This window comes from Streptomyces sp. NPDC015171, assembly GCF_043079545.1.
GTDB lineage: Bacteria > Actinomycetota > Actinomycetes > Streptomycetales > Streptomycetaceae > Streptomyces.
Map to the genome: position 1 here is coordinate 470,745 of NZ_JBIBUO010000001.1, position 17,039 is coordinate 487,783.

Sequence of the window (17,039 nt, forward strand, 5' to 3'; positions counted from 1 at the left end):
CCAGGTGGCACCGCCGATACTGGCGGTATGGACGAACAGCGGGAAGCAGCCGCCACCGGCCGGCCCCTGGACCGGCGGGCGGAGCTGAGCGAGTTCCTGCGCAGCCGGCGGGCCCGGCTGAAGCCCGAGGACGTGGGCCTCGCCGACTTCGGCCGGCACCGCCGGGTGCCGGGGCTGCGCCGCGAGGAGCTGGCGCAGCTCGCCGGGGTGTCGGTGGCGTACTACACGCGCCTGGAGCAGGGCAACGGGCGGAACGTCTCGGCGGAGGTGCTGGACTCGATCGCGCGGGCCCTGCGGCTGACGGACGCCGAGCACGCGCACCTCACGCATCTGGCCAAGCCCAAGGCGCACAAGAAGAAGCAGGCGGGACGGCAGCAGCAGGTGCGGCCGGCGCTGCGGCAGCTGCTGGACACCATGGACGCCGTCCCGGCGTACATCGTGGGCCGGCGCTCCGAGATCCTCGCGTGGAACCGGATGGCGGCGGCCCTCTTCGGTGACTGGGCGCAGCTGCCGCCCACAGAGCGCAACTGGGCCCGGCTGGTCTTCCTCCGCCCCGACTACCGCGACCTCTTCGTCGACTGGGAGCAGAAGGCGATCGACATCGTGTGCACCCTGCGCATGGACGCGGGCTGCTATCCGGACGACACCCGGCTGGCGGCGCTGGTGGGCGAGCTGTCCGTGAAGAGCGAGGAGTTCCGCCGGCTGTGGGCGACGCATGACGTCAAGGAGAAGAGCCACGGCCTCAAGCGGCTGCACCATCCCCTGGTGGGCGATCTCGCCCTGAACTTCGAGAGCTTCCGGCTGACGGACGGCTCGGACCAGGGCCTGGTCACCTATCACGCCGAGGTGGACTCCGCGTCCGCCGAGTCCCTGCGGCTGCTGGCCAGCTGGGGCGCGGACGCGACACGGGCGGCGACGCGATGAGGGGTGCACCGGAGGTGGTCCTCCGGTGCACCCCTCATCAGGGTGCGCTACGGCTCACCGGCCGACGTGCGCGTCCTACTTGCCGAAGTAGGCGTTGTAGATCGTGATCTCCGACGTGTTGCCCTTCTTGTCGGTGATCTTGGCGCGGAACGAGACGGCCTTGTCCTTCGCCGGGTTCTTCACGGTGATCTTGCCGCCCCGGACGTCGGTCTTCGTGAAGTGCTTGCCGTCGTAGGAGACGTAGACGGCGAGGGACTTCAGGTTGCCGCCGGCCGCTGCGCCCTCGACGGTGACCGGGAAGGTGACCTTCTTGCCAGCGGCGACCCTGCTGTCCAGGCCGGTCGTGGCGCCGAAGTGCAGCGCGGAGGCCGGCAGCTGAGTGTAGTCGTGCGCCGGCTTCTTGGAGCGGAAGGTCCAGGCCGCGTCGATCCGGGTCGAGGCCTCGGCCACCTTCGCGGACCGCTTCACCGAGGTGGTCAGCTTGTAGGCGGCGTCACCGGCCGGCACCTTGAAGGTCTTGTCGCCGAACAGCGGGTCGGTGTTGGAGCCGACCTTGGTGCCGTTGCGGTACAGGGTGGTGTTCACCGAGGTGAACTGCGAGGACCCGGCGTGCCCCGCCGAGTCGGCGAACAGCGGCAGCGCGCCGAAGATCTCGTTGCCGGAGCGGAAGAGGCCCAGGTCCTTGCCGAGGTGCGGGCCGAAGACGGCGGTGTTGACCGTCTTGGCGTAGCTCTTGCCGGCCTTGAAGGCGAACTGGCCGAGCGAGTAGCCGGCGTCGGCGACCGGGAAGCCGTCCGGGTCCACCCCGCCGTCCTGCTCGAACTCCAGCTCCCAGGTCACGCCGCCCTTGGCGGACAGGTGCAGGGTGCGGGTGCCGGGCAGGGTCTGCGGGACGCTGACGGCGGAGGCGCCGGAGCTGCCGGGCAGCCAGCCCATCGCACCGACGGAGCCCTTCTTGCCGCTCGCGGCGGCGCCCATCCCGACCTTCACCGTGGCCAGGTCGCCGGCCTTGTAGTGCTTGGTGTAGCCGGTGGCGAGCTGCTTGACGGGGCCGCCGGAGGTGACGTCGTAGCCCTCCTTGGCGCCCTTGGTCCAGTGGGCGTCCCACTGCTGCCACAGCGACCCGGCGGGCAGCTGCGGGCCCAGGTGGGCGGTGTGGAAGTTCTTGTACGAGTCGAGGAACCAGCCGTAGCCGTACTGGCCGTCGCCGACGGTCACGTCGTATTCGGGCGAGGCGAACTGGCCCTTGAGGCCCGAGGCCGGGACGGTGATGTCCACGGGCTTGGCCTTGCGCGCGTCGACGGTGATCGTCTGCTTCTTGCCGACGGTCAGCTTCGGCTGCGCGATCCAGTCGATGCCCTTGGCCGGGTCCTCCGGGTCGACGTAGACGGCGGTGTTGAGGATGTACGTGCCCTTGGGCGCGCGCACCTTCACCGTGCCGGACTTGTCGTACGGGCTCAGCGCGACGCCGTTGGCGAGGCCCGCGACACCGCTGAGGTCGGCGCCGTAGTTCGGGGCCGGCTTGCCGTCACGGCCGATGAACTTCAGCGTGACGTCGTACGACTCCACCTCGCGCTGCACCGCGGCGGCCGTGCGGACCGTCTGACCGCCGCCCGTCGCCGTCACGTACGCGGAGTAGGCGCCGTCGAGGGTGCCGCCCAGCTTGGTGTTCGCGGTGAGGTCGACCGCGGCCGTGCCGTGCGCCGGGACGGTCACCTTCGCCGCGCCGAGCTTGAAGAAGCCGGCCGGGGCCGCCGCGCCCTTGGGGTTGGTGGCGGTGCTGGCCAGGGTGAGCGTGACGGCCTTGTCGCCGAGGTTGCGGTACGTCAGCTTCTTGGTGACCGGCTTGTCGTCGGTGTGCGGCCACTGCTGGACGCCGAAGCCGACCGAGACCGGGTCGGCGACGACTGCCTGCTTGATGGCCTTGTCGACCTGGATACGGCCCGAACCCTGCTGGAAGGGGGTGTACTTTCCGCCCTTGGCGGAGCCGGTCAGGGCGCCCTTCAGCTCGGTGTAGCCCCAGTCGGGGTGCTCCTGCTTCAGGATGGCGGCGGCGCCCGCGACATGCGGGGTGGCCATCGAGGTGCCGGAGATGGTCAGGTAGCCCTCGGGCTTCTCGCCGACCTCCTGGTCGATGACGCTGCCCTTGGCCGCCGCGGCGGTGATGTCCACGCCCGGCGCGGTGACGTCGGGCTTGATGGCGCCGTCGCCGGTGCGCGGGCCGGTGGAGGAGAAGTCGGCGAGCTTGTCCTTGCCGTCGACGGCGCCGACGGTGAGCGCGGCGTCCGCGCTGCCCGGCGAACCGATCGACTGGGGGCCCTCGTTGCCCGCGGCGATCGCGAACAGGACGCCCTTCTCGGCCGAGAGCTTGTTGACCTCGGCCTCGAGCGGGTCGATCTCGGGCGTGTCGTAGCCGCCGAGGCTCAGGTTGATGACGGAGGCGCCCTGGGAGACCGCCCACTCCATGCCGGCGAGGATGCCGGAGTCGTCACCGGAGCCGGAGTCGTCCAGGACCTTGCCGTTGAGGAGCTTGGCGTCCGGGGCGACACCCTTGAACTTGCCGCCCGACTTGGCGCCGGTGCCCGCCACGATGGAGGCGACGTGCGTGCCGTGGCCGAAGTGGTCCTTGGCGTCCGCGGCGGGGGTGAAGTTCTTGGACTCGACGACCTGGTCCTTGAGGTCCGGGTGGGTGGTGTCCACACCGGTGTCCAGGACGGCGACCTTCACGCCCTTGCCGGTGTAACCGGCCTTCCAGGCGGTGGGGGCGCCGATCTGCGGCACGGACTTGTCGAGCGAGGCCTTGCGGACGCCGTCGAGCCAGACGTGCGCGATGCCGGAGGCGCTCTTGTCGCCGTTGGTGACGGCGTCCCAGAGCTGGGCGGTCTCCTTGACCGGGGTCTGCACGGCGTCCGCGTTGAGCTGGGCCAGGCTGCGGCGCAGGGTGCCCGCGTCCCGGACGTCGGCCTTGGCCGCCGCGGCGGTGCCTCGGTAGCCGACGATGACCTTCAGGCCGTTCTTCTGGGCCTTGCGGGTGGCGGCCTTGTTCAGCTCGGTGACGTCGAACAGGCGCTGGTCCAGCGTGCCGGAGGCGACCAGGCGGGCCGCGTCGACCGGGATGACCAGTGTGTGTCCGGCGGCCTTGCGGACCTGGACGGCTATGTGCTCGCGGCCCTTGGCGCGCTCCAGGCCGACGATGCGGCCCTTGGCGTCGAGGGCGACGCGGTCACCGGTGATCAGGGTGACGTGGTGCTTGGCAGTGCCCTTCGAGGCGGCCGAGGCCGCCGCCGAGGTGGGTGTGGTCTTCGCCGACGCGGGGCTGGTCATACCCGCTGCGAGGGCGACCGCTGCGGCCGTCGCCACCGTGGCCGCAGCTGCGTTTTTCACTTGTCTGCGCAAGTTCTCCCCCTGGAGATGGAGTACCGGGTGAATTCCTCATTCACCCGGCAGGGGGTGGACTCGCACATATGCACGCCGACCCCCCGGGTCACGAAGTATGCCGGGGGGTGATCAGGCGGCTCAATAGATGAGAGGACGGTGAGAAAGTGCGTCCGAAAACTGTTACGCGCCGGGTGGGACACCGTTACAGAATTGCGAAGTCCCTTGCGCGGAAACGGTGTTACCGGGCGTCAGATGCCCGGATTCTCCCGCACCGTGATCCTGCCCTTGCGCAGCGTGGCGAGGCGCGGTGCCTTCTTCGCCAGGGCGGAGTCGTGGGTGACCATGACGAAGGTCAGCCCGTGCTCCTTCCACAGGCGTTCGAGCACCTCCATGATCTCGTCCCGCATGCCCTCGTCCAGGTTGCCGGTCGGCTCGTCGGCCAGCAGCACCTTGGGCTTCTTCACCACGGCACGGGCGATGGCGACGCGCTGCTGCTGGCCGCCGGACATCTCGCCGGGCAGGTGCCCCAGGCGCTCGCCGAGCCCTACGGAGGCCAGCGCCTCGGCGGCCAGTTCGCGCCGCTCCTTCGCCTTGATGCCGAGGGGGACCAGGGCGGTCTCGACGTTCTCCTGAGCGGTGAGGGTGGGGATGAGATTGAAGGACTGGAAGACGAAGCCGATGCTCTCGCTGCGGAGCCTGGTGAGCCGGGCCTCGGAGAGTTCGGCCAGATCGGTGCCGTCCAGGACGACTTCACCGGAGCTGGGGCGGTCGAGACCGCCGAGCATCTGGAGGAGCGTGGACTTCCCGCCGCCGGTCGGGCCCTGGATGACGAGGCGGTCGCCGTCGCGGATGGTGAGGTCGATCCCGTCGAGGGCGTGGACGGTGTCCTTGCCCCTCGCGTAGCGCTTGGTCACGTTGTTCAGTTCGTACATGTGCATGGCTCCTGGGTGTGGTTCGGGGGTGCGCATCGTTCTCGGGCCGGCCGGCAGCGGACCGGCCGCGGAGCGGGGCTACTCCACCCGGCGCAGCGCGTCCGCCGGGCGCAGCCGTGCCGCCCGCCAGCCGCCGAACGCCCCCGCGATCAGGCCGCCCGCCACCGCGAGCCCCACCGCCAGGACGATCGTCGTGACGCTCACCGGGGCCGTGAGGGCCACCTCCAGGGTCTTGGCCGCCTGCCGGCCGGGGCCTCCGCCGAAGCCGCCGCCCCCGCCGGAACCGCCCCCGAGACCGCCGCCCCCGGTGCCACCGCCGATCTGCGCCTTCAGGCCGGGGCTGACCGCGGTGACGGCGTACGCGCCCGCCAGCCCGAGGGCGATGCCGAGGGCGCCGCCGACCAGGCCGTTGACCATGGCCTCGCCGATCACCTGCCGGGTCACCCGGCCGGACTTCCAGCCCAGCGCCTTCAGCGTGCCGAACTCGCGGACGCGCCGGGAGACCGCGGAGGAGGTGAGCAGGCCGGCCACCAGGAACGCGGCGACGAGCACCGCGAGGGACAGCCACTTGCCCACGTCGGTGGCCAGCGAGGAGGCCGTGGACAGGGAGCCGGAGACGGTGTCCGCGAGATCCGCCGAGGTGGTGACCGTCGTACCCGCGACGTTCCGCTGGATCTCCGACTTGACGCCGTCGATCCTCTTCGAGTCGGTCGCCTTGACGTAGACCGTGGTGACCTTGTTCTTCGAGTCGCTGAGGGTCTGCGCCCGCTTCAGCGGGAGGTACAGGTCGGCCGCCGCGTCGCCGCTGTCGGCGGTGGCGATGCCGATCACCTCGAACGTGACGCCCTTGACGGTGACCGCGGAGCCGACCTTGTACTTCTTCTCCTTGGCGTAGGCGGAGTCCGCGACGGCGACCTTCGCGTTCGTCTCGGTCGTCCGGAAGGTACGGCCGCTGGTGATCTTCGAGGAGGTCAGCGGGCCGAGGCCGGGCTTGGCGACGTCGGTGCCGTAGACGGAGTAGCTGTTGACGTCGAAATCGGCGCCGCCGCCGCGCACTTCGCCCTGCGGCGGGCCGCTCGCGCCGCCGCGCTGGTATCCGCCGGTGCCTGCCCCGCCGCTCTGCTGGAACTGGCCCCGCGTGAACTGGCCGCTGACCTTGATGACCTGGAGGCTCAGGCCGCCGACCGCGTCCGAGACGCCGGACTGCGCGCCGACCCGGGTCACCGTCGAGGCCGGCAGCGTCTGGAAGCCCTGCACCATGACCCGGTCGCTGCTCTGGGCGGAGTCGTCGTCGCCCCGCGCGTCGAACCGGAAGCGGGGCCGCTGGCTGTCGCCTGCGGAGGAGGACGCGGCCTTGGTGACCGTCATGTCCGTGCCCAGGCCGTACAGCGACTGGAGGACCTTGTCCTGGGCCTTCCCCATGCCGCCTGCGACGGAGTTGACCACGATGACGAGGGCGATGCCCAGCGCGAGCCCGGAGGCGACGACGAGGGCCGCCTTTCTGCGGCGGCGCAATTCGCGCCTCAGGTAGGTGAAGAACATGGCCGAAAGCTAGGGACGGACCGTGATGGCACCATAAGGCCGACGTAAAAGAAGCATGAGAAGGCCGCCGCCGGGCCCATAAGCCGCCAGCCGGGCCCGTAAAACGACGGTGCCGCCCCTCTCGGGGGCGGCACCGGAACAGCTGGAAAGAGAGCGTCAGACGGCCGAGCCGGCCTTCCACTGCGCCCAGTCCATGTTCCAGCCGTTGAGGCCGTTGTCCGGCGAGACCGTCTTGTCACCGGTGTGCTGGATGACCACGACGTCACCGATCAGCGTGTGGTTGTAGAACCAGGCCGCCGGGGTGGTCGCGTCGTTGGCACCCTTCTTGTCCTGGATGCCGACGCAGCCGTGGCTGGTGTTCACATTGCCGAACACCGACGGGGCGCCCCAGTAGTTGCCGTGGATGAAGGTGCCCGAGGTGGTCAGGCGCATGGCGTGCGGCACGTCCTTGATGTCGTACTCGCCCTTGCCGTCGTCGTCGGTGAAGCCGACCGTCGCGCCGTTCATCCGGGTCTGCTTGAACTTCTCGGAGATCACCATCTGGCCCTGGTACGTCTTGTTGTCGGGCGAGCCTGCGGAGATCGGGACGCTCTTGACGACCTTGCCGTCCTGCGTGATCTTCATCTGCTTGGTCCGCGCGTCGACGTACGTGACCTGGTTGCGGCCGATGTGGAAGGTGACCGTCTTCTGCTGGACGCCGTAGACGCCGTTCGCGCCCTCGACGCCGTCGAGAGCCAGCTTCAGGGTGACGGTGGAGCCTTCCTTCCAGTAGTTCTCCGGGCGGCAGTCCATGCGGTTGGCGTTGAACCAGTGGCAGGCGACCTCCTGGCCGCCGGTGGTGCTGACCGTGATGCCCTTCTGGACGGCGGCCTTGTTGGTGATCGCCTTGTCGAAGTTGATCGACACCGGCATGCCGACACCGACCGTGGAGCCGTTGTCGGGGGTGAAGGTGCCGATGAAGCTGTTGCTCGGGGAGACCGTGGTGAAGGAGGCGTTCTCGTGGGCTATGCGGCCCTCGGAGTCCTTGGCCTCCGCCGCGACCTTGTAGGTGGTCGAGCGCTCCAGCTGGGTGGTGGGCTTCCAGCTCTTCTTGTCGGTGGACAGCTGACCGGTGACGGCCTTGCCGTCCTGGGTGGTCATGGTGACACCCGTGAGCGAGCCCTTGCTCACCGTGACGGCGGCGGAGTTGTTGATCGACGCGTTGTCGGAGCCGTCCTTGGGCGTGATCGCGATCTGCGCCTCGGACGACTTCTTCGCCGCGGCCTCGTCGACCTTGGCCTGCGAGGTGTTCCCGCTCCCGCCGCTGGAGGCGTCCGCGTCGCCGCCGGAACACGCCGTGAGCACCAGCACACCGCCGAGCAGAGCGGACGCGGCCGTCAGGCCCCTGCGCCGCTTACTGTCCGTCATCACAAGCTTCTCCATCGTTGCCGAGTCGCGTTAACCCCGAAAGTCCCCCGCCACGAACCATCAACGCTACGACCGGTTCGTCCCGTTCCCCACCCCTTACCGCTGTGGGGCATCCCACGTCCGCGGACTGCCGTCCGCGCCTGGTACGGGTGGTGCGGGATTCCGTGCGTGCGCCCCCCTGGGACGACGGAACCCCGGACGGCGGTTGCCGTCCGGGGTCAAGAGTGCCCCCGGACGCTCAGCCGATGCCGTCCTCGTCGTCCTCGTCGCCGAGCCCATCATCCTCGTCCAGGTCCCAGTCCGGCGAATCAGGGTCGTAGTCGATCCGCTCGCTGGACCAGGACGCCTGCTGGAGCTCCACCCCGGGCACCTCCCTGATCAGGTCGAACGGGTCCACGAGATACGCCAGGGCCTCCGCCGTGTCCTCCGTCACAGCGGCCTCGGCCTGGGCCCGCTCCGCCTGGGGCACCTCGGAATCGCCGGCCAGCCGGCGCAGCGCGGCCTTGGTGACCTCCCCGTCGTCCTGCACCTCCAGGACCAGCTCCACTCGAAGCCGTACAAAACGTGATGTCTCTTCGGTACTCATGGCGCGAGCGTACGACCGAAACCTCCCGTGACTTTCCTGTGACCCGCGACTTTCACTAACATCGCCCCACACGGCCAATTCGCCAGCGTCACAAGGGGATCGATATTCCGTGTCATCCGCTCGCCGTCCGCTGCTGACCGCCACCGCCGCGGGCACCCTGCTCTGCGCGCTGTGGTTCGTCCCGTCCGCGAACGCCTCGCAGGACGCCCCGGCCAGAGAGACGGCAACCGCCTCCGCACCGGCGCAGATCACACAGGTCACCCAGGCAAGAGCGGTGACGGAGGCGACCACCGACGAGTCGGCCGGGGACACCGAACTGGCCGACACGGGAAGCTTCGACACCACCCCGTACGTCGTCGGCGGCAGCCTGTTCCTCGCGGTGGGTGCCGGGTTCGTCGTGTATTCGGTGCGGCGCGAACGTCTGGGTTTTTAATTTTCCTTGACGAGCGCTTGACAGCCCGTTCATAGTTCGCCCATGAAGAGATCATCGGGCGTGCGGCTGTGCGCCACCGCAGCTGTGAGCGTACTGTCGCTCGCCCTTGTCACGGGCTGTGGCGACAAGGAGTCGGCGGACTCCGGCAAGACCTCGGGCAAGGACGCGGCGAACCCGGCCGCGAAGGCGCTGAGCGCCGCCGAGTTGAAGAAGCTGATCATCGCCAAGGGCGAGGTGCCCGGGTACGAGGTGGGGCCGGTCGAGGGCGGCATCCCCGACGAGGGCAAGGTCAGCGCGGACGACGCCAAGTGCGACCCGCTGGTCCGGGTCCTGACCGGCATCGCGCCCGGCGACCCGGCGGCGAACACCAGCCGCATGGCCACCGAGTCCAAGAAGGCCCCCACGGACAAGGCCACGTCCCTGGACGACCTGGAGGACGGCAAGTTCGAGGACTCCATCAAGGACTCCATGAACCTGGACGTCACCGTGGTCACCCTGGCCTCGTACGACGGGGACGGCGCCGAGCAGGGCCTGAAGTCGGTCACCGACGCGGTCAAGGCGTGCTCGGGCGGCTTCTCCGGCGAGCAGGACGGCGAGAAGGGCAAGTTCACCAAGGTCGCCGAGGAGAAGTCGTCGGGCACGGGTGACGCGTCGCTGGCCTTCACCGCGACCAACGACGCGGGCAAGGACGGCGTCATGCCGCTGCACGCCGAGGTGGTGCGGCACGGGAACACCCTCGCCACCTACACCACGGTCAACATCGGCGCGATGATGACCAAGAAGGCGTACACGGTGCCCGCCGCCGTCGTGAAGGCGCAGGCCGCCAAGTTGAAGTGACGGCTCGGCCGTGACGTTCCGGGGCCCCGGCCGCTGCCGGGGCCCCGCTCCGTCTCACCGCAGCGGGCCGGTGACCTTCTCCACGGCCGTCACGAGGTCGCCGGCGCGCACGAAGGCGTCGGCGGCGGCCAGGTCCGGGGCCAGGAACCGGTCCGGGCCCGGGCCCTGCACACCCGCGGCGCGCACGGCCTCGATCGCGGCCCGCGAGGCGGGCGCCGGGGCCAGCCCCTCGCGCAGCTCGATGGCACGGCCGGCCGCGTACAGCTCGATGGCGATGACCCGGGTCAGATTGTCCACGGCGGTGCGCAGCTTGCGCGCGGCCGACCAGCCCATGGAGACATGGTCCTCCTGCATGGCGGAGGACGGGATGGAGTCGGCCGAGGCCGGTACGGCGAGCCGCTTCAACTCGCTGACCAGCGCGGCCTGCGTGTACTGGGCGATCATCAGGCCGGAGTCGACGCCGGCGTCGTCGGCGAGGAACGGCGGAAGACCGTGGCTGCGGTTCTTGTCCAGCAGCCGGTCGGTGCGGCGCTCGGCGATGGAGCCGAGGTCGGCGGCGGCGATGGCGAGGAAGTCCAGGACGTAGGCCACCGGGGCGCCGTGGAAGTTGCCGTTGGACTCCACGCGGCCTCCCCCGGAGCCGGGCAGCACGACCGGGTTGTCGACGGCGGAGGCCAGCTCCCGCTCGGCGACGAGCCGGGCGTGGGCGATGGTGTCCCGGCCGGCGCCGGCGACCTGCGGGGCGCAGCGCACGGAATAGGCGTCCTGGACGCGCGGGGCGTCGTCCTGGTGGTGCCCGGTCAGCTCCGAACCCTCCAGCACGGCCAGCATGTTGGCGGCGCTCGCGCCCTGCCCCGGGTGCGGCCGGATGGCGTGCAGCTCGGGCGCGAGGACCTTGTCGGTGCCGAGCAGCGCCTCCAGGCTGAGGGCCGCGGTGATGTCGGCGGACTTGTACAGGGTGTCGAGGTCGGCGAGGGCCATGACCAGCATGCCGAGCATGCCGTCGGTGCCGTTCAGAAGGGCGAGCCCCTCCTTCTCGCGCAGCTCGACCGGCTGGATCCCGTGCTCGGCGAGCAGTTCGCCGGCGGGCCGCACGACCCCGTCGGGGCCCTCCGCGTCACCCTCGCCCATGAGCGCGAGGGCGCAGTGGGACAGCGGGGCCAGGTCGCCGGAGCAGCCGAGCGAGCCGTACTCGTGCACGACCGGGGTGATGCCGGCGTTCAGCACGTCGGCCATGGTCTGCGCGACCTCGGGCCGCACCCCGGTGTGGCCCGAGCAGACGGTCTTGAGCCGCAGGAACATCAGGGCCCGGACGACCTCGCGCTCCACCCGCGGGCCCATGCCGGCCGCGTGCGAGCGGACGATGTTGCGCTGCAGCTGGGCGCGGAGCTCGGGGCTGATGTGCCGGGTGGCCAGTGCGCCGAAGCCGGTGGAGACGCCGTAGACCGGCTCCGGCTTGGCCGCCAGGGCGTCCACGATCTCCCGGGCCGCCGCGAGGGCCGCCACCGCCTCTGCCGACAGCTCGATGCGGGCACCGCCGCGCGCCACGGCGAGAACGTCGGACGCCGTGACACCGGACGTCCCCACCACCACAGTGTGCATATCCATATTCAGGAGCGTACGCATTGAATGCAGTGATGTCACTAGTGGGAACCCGGGGCACCCCTTACCGCCCGGTGTGGGCTTCGCCTCACGGCTGACGCCCCCGGAACCGGCGCCGCTCGGCGCGGGCGGGCGGCGCCTCGTCGGCCAGGCGCACCACCGGGTCGTCCGGTCCCTCGCGGCCGGCCACCACCGGCCGGTCGAGGCGCATGGCCTTGGCCCGGTACTGGGCGGCGTCCGCGAGCCGGAACAGCCGGCGGGCGTCCCGCACCCGGCCGACCGGGTCCTCGGTGGAGGCGACCCCGCAGGCGACCCCCTCCCCCAGCTCCAGCGCACCGGCCCTGCGGCACAGTTCGCCGGCCGCCTTCACCACCTCGTCGGCGGGCGGCCCGACCGCGACCAGGCAGAACTCGTCCCCGCCGAGCCGCGCGGCCAGCGCGCCCGGCACCATCGCGCCGCACAGCGAGAGCACCGAGCCGAACCGCTCCAGCAGCCGGTCGCCGACGGCGTGCCCGAGGGTGTCGTTGACCCGCTTGAGCCCGTTGAGATCACAGACCACCAGGCTGACGACCACCCCTTCCGCCCGGTGCCGCTCGACGGCCTCCTCCAGGCACACGTCCACGGCACGGCGGTTGGCGAGCCCGGTGAGGGCGTCGGTGTACGCGAGCCGGTGCGCCTCCTCCAGCCGTTCGGTCTGCGCGATCCCGGCGGCGACGACGGCGGCGAGCACGGTGGCGAAGTCGGCGTCGGCCCGTACGAACAGGGGCAGCCCGACCGCGCGGGCCACATACAGCTCGCCCCAGGCGAGGCCGTGCAGCACGACGGGGGCGACGACACAGCACCCGCGGCCCCGCCGGCGCAGCGCGGCCACCCGCTGATGGAAGTAGCCGGGCTTCCCCGCCGCCGTGCCCTCGGCGGTCTCCACCCAGGCGCTGGGCCCCCCGCCGCCCACCCACTTCTCGTGCAGGAACTCGGTGATCTCCGGGAACTGGTGCACCGGATACGCCTCGGCCTCCGGGAACTCCTCCTCGTCCTGGGCGCGCTCCCCCACGTTCACGAGCACCCGGAGCCGGCCCAGCTCGCGCTCCCACACCGACAGCGCGGCGAAGGTGCCGTCCAGCGCGCGGCAGGCACCGAGGGCGGCGGCCCGCCAGGACTCCTGCGGGTCGCGCGCCGCCGCCATCCCCTGAGCCAGCGCCACGACCGCGGCCAGCCGCTTGTCCTCACCCATCACCCCAGGTTAGGGAGGATTCACGACATTAGGGACATCGGTACGGCGATCAGGTGGCCGGCCCGGACACGCCCCCGCCTCACTCCCCCGGCCACTGCGGCTTGCGCTTCTCGTTGAACGCGGCCACGCCCTCCGCCCGGTCGGCCGAGAACGCCACCGAGCGCCAGGCCGCGTCCTCGACCTCCAGGCCGGCCCGCAGATCCAGGCCCTGCCCCAGTCGCAGGGCCCGCTTCGCCGCCCGCAGGCCGATGGGCGAGTTCGCGGCGATCCGGGCCCCCAGGGCGAGCGCCTCCTCCCGGTCCCGCCCCTCCTCCACCACCTGGTCCACCAGCCCCAGCCCGGCCGCCTCCGCCGCCTCCACCCGCCGCGCGGAGAAGATCAGCTCGGCCGCGCGCGCCGCGCCGACCCGCCGGGGCAGCAGCTGCGTGCCGCCGCCGCCCGGGATCACACCGACGGACACCTCCGGAAGCCCCACCACCGCCGTCCGGTCGGCCACGATCAGATCGCAGGACAGCGCCAGCTCGAACCCGCCGCCCAGCGCGAAGCCGTGCACCGCGGCGATCGTCGGCATCGGCAGCTCCAGCACGCCCGTGTACGCCCCCCGGGCCACCGGCCGCTGCCGGACCAGATCGGCGTCGGAGAAGGAGTTGCGCTCCTTCAGGTCCGCCCCCACGCAGAACGCCCGTTCGTGCGAGGAGGTCAGGACGACCACCCGGGCCTCCCGGTCGCCGGCGAGGGCGGCGCACGCACCCGCGAGGGAGCGGGCCATCTCGGTAGAGACGGCGTTCATGGCCTTGGGCCGGTCCAGCACCAGCTCCGCGACCGCGCCGTGCCGCCGCACCAGCACGAACTCCCCGAACCGCTCCTCGCTCATGACACCCTCCGGTTAACGCGGGTTAACACACTGTCGGCCCGATCATCGCAGCCGTACCCGATCCCGGGAAAGCCCCGAGGGGCTACGCCCGTTCGAGTGACATCCCGGCCGTCTCCCCGCACACCGCCCATGGGAGCGCATAGCGTGCGCACCGCCACAGCGCGCCTCGGGGGGTGCGGCGGGGAGGGAACCATGACACCGATATCTGCCCGGTCCGGTGCGGAGCGGGAGCGCGAACCGGGGGTGCGGCGCGGCCGGCACCGCAAACCCCGCCCCCGCAAGGTGCTGCTGACCGCGGGCGGTCTCGCCCTGGCCGCCGGCGTGCTCGGTCTGGTCCGGGTCGCACCGGACTCGGGGATGGGCACACCGGGCACGGCGGAGGCCGAGCCCCGGCTCGCCCAGGGCAGCGGGGCGAGCGACCGCCCGGCGAACACCGCGGCCACCCTCGCGGCGAGCCCCACGGCGCTGCCGTCGGCGACCGCGGTCATGGGCGGCAGGAGCCTGACACCGCAGCCGCCCGGATCCACGCCGGCGACACGGCCGCCCGGCACGGCGGCACCGACCGCGATCCCGACGGGCGCCCCCGGCACACCGGCGCGCACTCCCCGTCCCGCGCCGACGCCCGCGACGCCCCGCCCGAGGCCGCCGGCTCCGGCACCGTCCCGCACCCCCGCGCCGGACCACGGCACACCGAAGCCGGATCAGGGCGGACTGTGCGTGCCGGTGATCGGCCTGTGCGTGGACGTCTTCGACGACTGAGCCGGACGACGGGCGGCCGGAACCCGTCCCGCCGGGTCCCGCTACTCCTGGCTGTCGCGACGGGTGAGCAGCCAGGGCTCGACCACGCCGAGGCCGCGCACCGGGCGCTGCCACATCGGCTGGAGGGCGAAGCGGTAGGTCGGCGGCTCCTCCCCCTCCTTCTCGGCAGCGGCGGCGGCCTCAGCCGCCGCCGCCTCGGACGCGGGCGCCTCGCCGGTGCGGATCAGCTCCTCGGCGAAGGCGCTGTCCACCAGGACGGCGTCCCGCGGGGCTATCGAGGTCAGCCGGGAGGCCAGGTTGACCGTCGTACCGAACACATCGCCCATCCGCGTGGTGACCGTGCCGAAGGACATGCCGACCCGCAGTTCGGGCATCGTCTCGTCGTTGGCCAGCGTCTCCACGAGCCGCAGCGCGATGTCCGCCGCGATGCCGGCGTCGTCCGCCGCGTACAGCACCTCGTCGCCGAGGGTCTTGATGAGCCGGCCGCCGCGCGCGGCCACCAGGTCGGCGGCGGTGGTCTCGAAGGCCTCGACCAGCTCGCCCAGCTCCTCCTCCTCCATCCGGCGGGTGAGCCGGGTGAAGCCGACGAGGTCGGCGAAGGCGACGGCGAGCCGCCGGTCGACCATCTCCTCGTCGTCGCCGGCCTGGACGACCCGGCCCGTCGCGGCGGCCAGCTGCCGGCGCCAGACGTAGACCAGGAACTCCTCCAGTTCCGGCAGCAGCAGCTCTATCAGCGGGTACGTCACCTCGGTGCGGGTCATCCCGGGCTCGGGGGGCTCGGTCAGACCTTCCAGGAAGGAATCGATCTGCCACTCGGCCAACCGGGCGGTGGTCTGACCGGTGGACCGGGCCACCTGCACGGCCATGGCCTCGCTGAGCAGCCCCGCCTCCACCAGACCCGCCAGACGCCGCAGCGCCAGCACGTCGGCCTCGGTGAGGGCCTTGGCCTGGCCGATGTCCGCGAAGCCCATGGCCCGCCAGAAGCGGGACGCCAGCTCCATGGAGACGCCGGCACTACGGGCGGCCTGGAACGGGGTGTAGCGGCGCTCGGCGCCCAGGATGAGCTGTTCGAGCCGCAGGGCCAGCGGGTCCTCGCCGTTCTCGGGAGCGTGGGGATCCACCCGGCCGTCCCCGCCCGCGCCGGAGCCCGTGTCGTCGACGGTCACGCCTGCTGCCCTTCCGATCTGCCGCGGTCAGGTATCGACCGGCCTCAACTCTACGGCAGGTGTGCGCCAGCTCACTCCGTCGGGTTCGGCCCGACAGAACACCCGCGCGACACAGCGCCGTACCGGCCCTCGCACCCATCGTGGCTGGTGGCACAGTTCCCCGCGCTCCAGGAGTCCATGGCCACCCGCGGCGGGAAAGGAGCGGAGCCGGCGGTGCGGGGGCCGCCCGCGGCGGGAAGGGGACGTGCCGGGGGGTGTCCGCCCGCAGCGGCCGGCGCGTCGGCACGGGCCCCTTCCCGGTGCCGGGTTCCGCACCGCTCCGAGGACGGACCCCACCCGGCCCGGGGCGCGACGCGCACCCCCACGCGGAGCCCCGCCTCACACCGGCCGCAGGCGTACGGCGCCCCGCCTCACACGGGCCGCAGATGGACGACGTCCCCCGCACCCACCGGCTCCTGCACCCCGTCCTCGGTGGCGATGACCAGCCGTCCGTCCCCGTCCAGCGCCACGGCCTCCCCCACCAGGTTCCGCCCCCCGGGCAGCTCCGCCCGCACCCTCCGGCCGAGAGTCGCGCAGCCCGCCGTGTACGTCTCCTGCAAGCCGCTGGCCGCGGCGTCGCCCCCGGCGTCCCGCCACCGCACGTACCAGTCCTCCAGCGACCGCAGCACCGACCTGAGCAGCGGATCCCGGTCGGTGCCCGCCGCCCCCGCCAGCACCAGCGACCCCGCCTGCGGGACCGGGAGTTCGTCCGCCCGCAGGGTGACGTTGATGCCGACGCCGATGACGACGCCGTCCTCGCCGGCCCGCTCGGCGAGGATGCCCCCGGCCTTTCGCTCCTCGCCGCCGACGGTCACCAGCAGGTCGTTCGGCCACTTGAGTGCCGTGTCGACGCCCGCGGCCCGGGCCAGCCCGGTCGCCACCGCCACACCGGTCAGCAGCGGCAGCCACCCCCAGCGGTCCACCGGCACCCCGGCGGGCTTCAGCAGGACGGAGAAGAAGAGCCCGGACCTCGGCGGCGCCGTCCAGCGCCGGTCGAGCCGCCCCCGCCCGGCCGTCTGCTCCTCGGCCACCAGCACCGAGCCCTCCCCCGCCTTCCCGGCGACGGCCAGCGCGACGAGGTCGGAGTTGGTGGAGCCGGTCTGCTGCACCACGTCGATCCCGCGGTACAGGCCCTGCTCCCTGACCATCCCGCGCCGCAGTGCCGCGGCGTTCAGGGGCGGCCGGTCCAGGTCGGACCAGCGGCTGTCGTCTGATGGATTGTGCGGCGTCATGCAAGCCACCCTAGGTGTGGTAAACGACGCAGTGCTGATCGGTGGGCCCGCCACTACGCTACGGATGAGTAACCGTCCCCCCTTTTGAGCAGGCAGG

The 17,039-nt window shown here is 71.9% G+C and carries 14 protein-coding genes; 4 read left to right on the forward strand and 10 right to left on the reverse strand.

The window, feature by feature from the left end; genetic code table 11:
* Positions 1-27: 27 nt before the first annotated feature.
* Positions 28-924 (forward strand): helix-turn-helix domain-containing protein, encoded by an 897-nt coding sequence (locus ACF073_RS02180; RefSeq protein WP_392066024.1) that lies wholly within the window; start codon positions 28-30, stop codon positions 922-924.
* A gap of 75 nt (positions 925-999) precedes the next feature.
* Here the strand turns inward: ACF073_RS02180 and ACF073_RS02185 are convergent, their stop codons facing one another.
* The 5 genes from ACF073_RS02185 to ACF073_RS02205 form a co-directional block, all read right to left on the reverse strand.
* The gene (locus ACF073_RS02185; protein WP_392066026.1) at positions 1,000-4,308 is read right to left on the reverse strand and encodes a S8 family serine peptidase; all 3,309 of its coding nucleotides are present in this window, start codon (positions 4,306-4,308) and stop codon (positions 1,000-1,002) included.
* A gap of 242 nt (positions 4,309-4,550) precedes the next feature.
* The gene (locus ACF073_RS02190; protein ID WP_392066028.1) at positions 4,551-5,234 is read right to left on the reverse strand and encodes an ABC transporter ATP-binding protein; all 684 of its coding nucleotides are present in this window, start codon (positions 5,232-5,234) and stop codon (positions 4,551-4,553) included.
* 78 nt (positions 5,235-5,312) lie between these two features.
* Positions 5,313-6,776 carry an ABC transporter permease gene (locus tag ACF073_RS02195; RefSeq protein WP_392066030.1) on the reverse strand — a complete coding sequence of 488 codons (1,464 nt, stop codon included), beginning with the start codon at positions 6,774-6,776 and terminating at the stop codon, positions 5,313-5,315.
* A 156-nt stretch (positions 6,777-6,932) separates the two neighbouring features.
* On the reverse strand, positions 6,933-8,183 hold the full coding sequence (locus ACF073_RS02200) for an Ig-like domain-containing protein (protein WP_392066032.1): 1,251 nt from the start codon (positions 8,181-8,183) through the stop codon (positions 6,933-6,935).
* 238 nt (positions 8,184-8,421) lie between these two features.
* Entirely contained in the window at positions 8,422-8,769 is a 348-nt protein-coding gene (locus tag ACF073_RS02205; RefSeq protein WP_392066034.1) for a hypothetical protein, read from the reverse strand.
* 109 nt (positions 8,770-8,878) lie between these two features.
* Here ACF073_RS02205 and ACF073_RS02210 point away from each other — a divergent pair, with 109 nt between their 5' ends.
* Positions 8,879-9,202 (forward strand): LAETG motif-containing sortase-dependent surface protein, encoded by a 324-nt coding sequence (locus tag ACF073_RS02210; RefSeq protein WP_392066036.1) that lies wholly within the window; start codon positions 8,879-8,881, stop codon positions 9,200-9,202.
* Between the two features lie 42 nt (positions 9,203-9,244).
* Positions 9,245-10,039, forward strand: coding sequence for a hypothetical protein (locus ACF073_RS02215; protein ID WP_392066038.1), 795 nt, complete (start codon positions 9,245-9,247; stop codon positions 10,037-10,039).
* A 54-nt stretch (positions 10,040-10,093) separates the two neighbouring features.
* Here the strand turns inward: ACF073_RS02215 and hutH are convergent, their stop codons facing one another.
* The 3 genes from hutH to ACF073_RS02230 all read right to left on the reverse strand — a co-directional run bounded on the left by hutH (position 10,094) and on the right by ACF073_RS02230 (position 13,746).
* Complete coding sequence (gene hutH / locus ACF073_RS02220) at positions 10,094-11,641, reverse strand: histidine ammonia-lyase (RefSeq protein ID WP_392066862.1); 1,548 nt, start codon at positions 11,639-11,641, stop codon at positions 10,094-10,096.
* 88 nt (positions 11,642-11,729) lie between these two features.
* Entirely contained in the window at positions 11,730-12,872 is a 1,143-nt protein-coding gene (locus ACF073_RS02225; RefSeq protein WP_392066040.1) for a diguanylate cyclase domain-containing protein, read from the reverse strand.
* 79 nt (positions 12,873-12,951) lie between these two features.
* A complete protein-coding gene (locus tag ACF073_RS02230; protein WP_392066042.1) occupies positions 12,952-13,746 on the reverse strand; it encodes an enoyl-CoA hydratase/isomerase family protein in 795 nt (264 codons plus the stop codon).
* A gap of 192 nt (positions 13,747-13,938) precedes the next feature.
* Here ACF073_RS02230 and ACF073_RS02235 point away from each other — a divergent pair, with 192 nt between their 5' ends.
* On the forward strand, positions 13,939-14,505 hold the full coding sequence (locus tag ACF073_RS02235) for a hypothetical protein (protein ID WP_392066044.1): 567 nt from the start codon (positions 13,939-13,941) through the stop codon (positions 14,503-14,505).
* Between the two features lie 41 nt (positions 14,506-14,546).
* Here ACF073_RS02235 and ACF073_RS02240 read toward each other — a convergent pair whose 3' ends face one another.
* A complete protein-coding gene (locus ACF073_RS02240; protein WP_392066046.1) occupies positions 14,547-15,671 on the reverse strand; it encodes an adenylate/guanylate cyclase domain-containing protein in 1,125 nt (374 codons plus the stop codon).
* 410 nt (positions 15,672-16,081) lie between these two features.
* A complete protein-coding gene (locus ACF073_RS02245) occupies positions 16,082-16,942 on the reverse strand; it encodes a biotin--[acetyl-CoA-carboxylase] ligase (RefSeq protein WP_392066048.1) in 861 nt (286 codons plus the stop codon).
* Positions 16,943-17,039 lie beyond the last annotated feature (97 nt).

What these genes read in the sequence shown, in the direction of transcription:
- ACF073_RS02180 (WP_392066024.1), top strand. Translation starts at nt 28, where the DNA reads ATGGACGAACAGCGGGAAGCAGCCGCCACCGGCCGGCCCCTGGACCGG.
- ACF073_RS02190 (WP_392066028.1), bottom strand. Translation starts at nt 5,234, where the DNA reads ATGTACGAACTGAACAACGTGACCAAGCGCTACGCGAGGGGCAAGGAC.
- ACF073_RS02195 (WP_392066030.1), bottom strand. Translation starts at nt 6,776, where the DNA reads ATGTTCTTCACCTACCTGAGGCGCGAATTGCGCCGCCGCAGAAAGGCG.
- ACF073_RS02200 (WP_392066032.1), bottom strand. Translation starts at nt 8,183, where the DNA reads ATGACGGACAGTAAGCGGCGCAGGGGCCTGACGGCCGCGTCCGCTCTG.
- ACF073_RS02205 (WP_392066034.1), bottom strand. Translation starts at nt 8,769, where the DNA reads ATGAGTACCGAAGAGACATCACGTTTTGTACGGCTTCGAGTGGAGCTG.
- ACF073_RS02215 (WP_392066038.1), top strand. Translation starts at nt 9,245, where the DNA reads ATGAAGAGATCATCGGGCGTGCGGCTGTGCGCCACCGCAGCTGTGAGC.
- hutH (WP_392066862.1), bottom strand. Translation starts at nt 11,641, where the DNA reads ATGCACACTGTGGTGGTGGGGACGTCCGGTGTCACGGCGTCCGACGTT.
- ACF073_RS02225 (WP_392066040.1), bottom strand. Translation starts at nt 12,872, where the DNA reads ATGGGTGAGGACAAGCGGCTGGCCGCGGTCGTGGCGCTGGCTCAGGGG.
- ACF073_RS02230 (WP_392066042.1), bottom strand. Translation starts at nt 13,746, where the DNA reads ATGAGCGAGGAGCGGTTCGGGGAGTTCGTGCTGGTGCGGCGGCACGGC.
- ACF073_RS02235 (WP_392066044.1), top strand. Translation starts at nt 13,939, where the DNA reads ATGACACCGATATCTGCCCGGTCCGGTGCGGAGCGGGAGCGCGAACCG.
- ACF073_RS02245 (WP_392066048.1), bottom strand. Translation starts at nt 16,942, where the DNA reads ATGACGCCGCACAATCCATCAGACGACAGCCGCTGGTCCGACCTGGAC.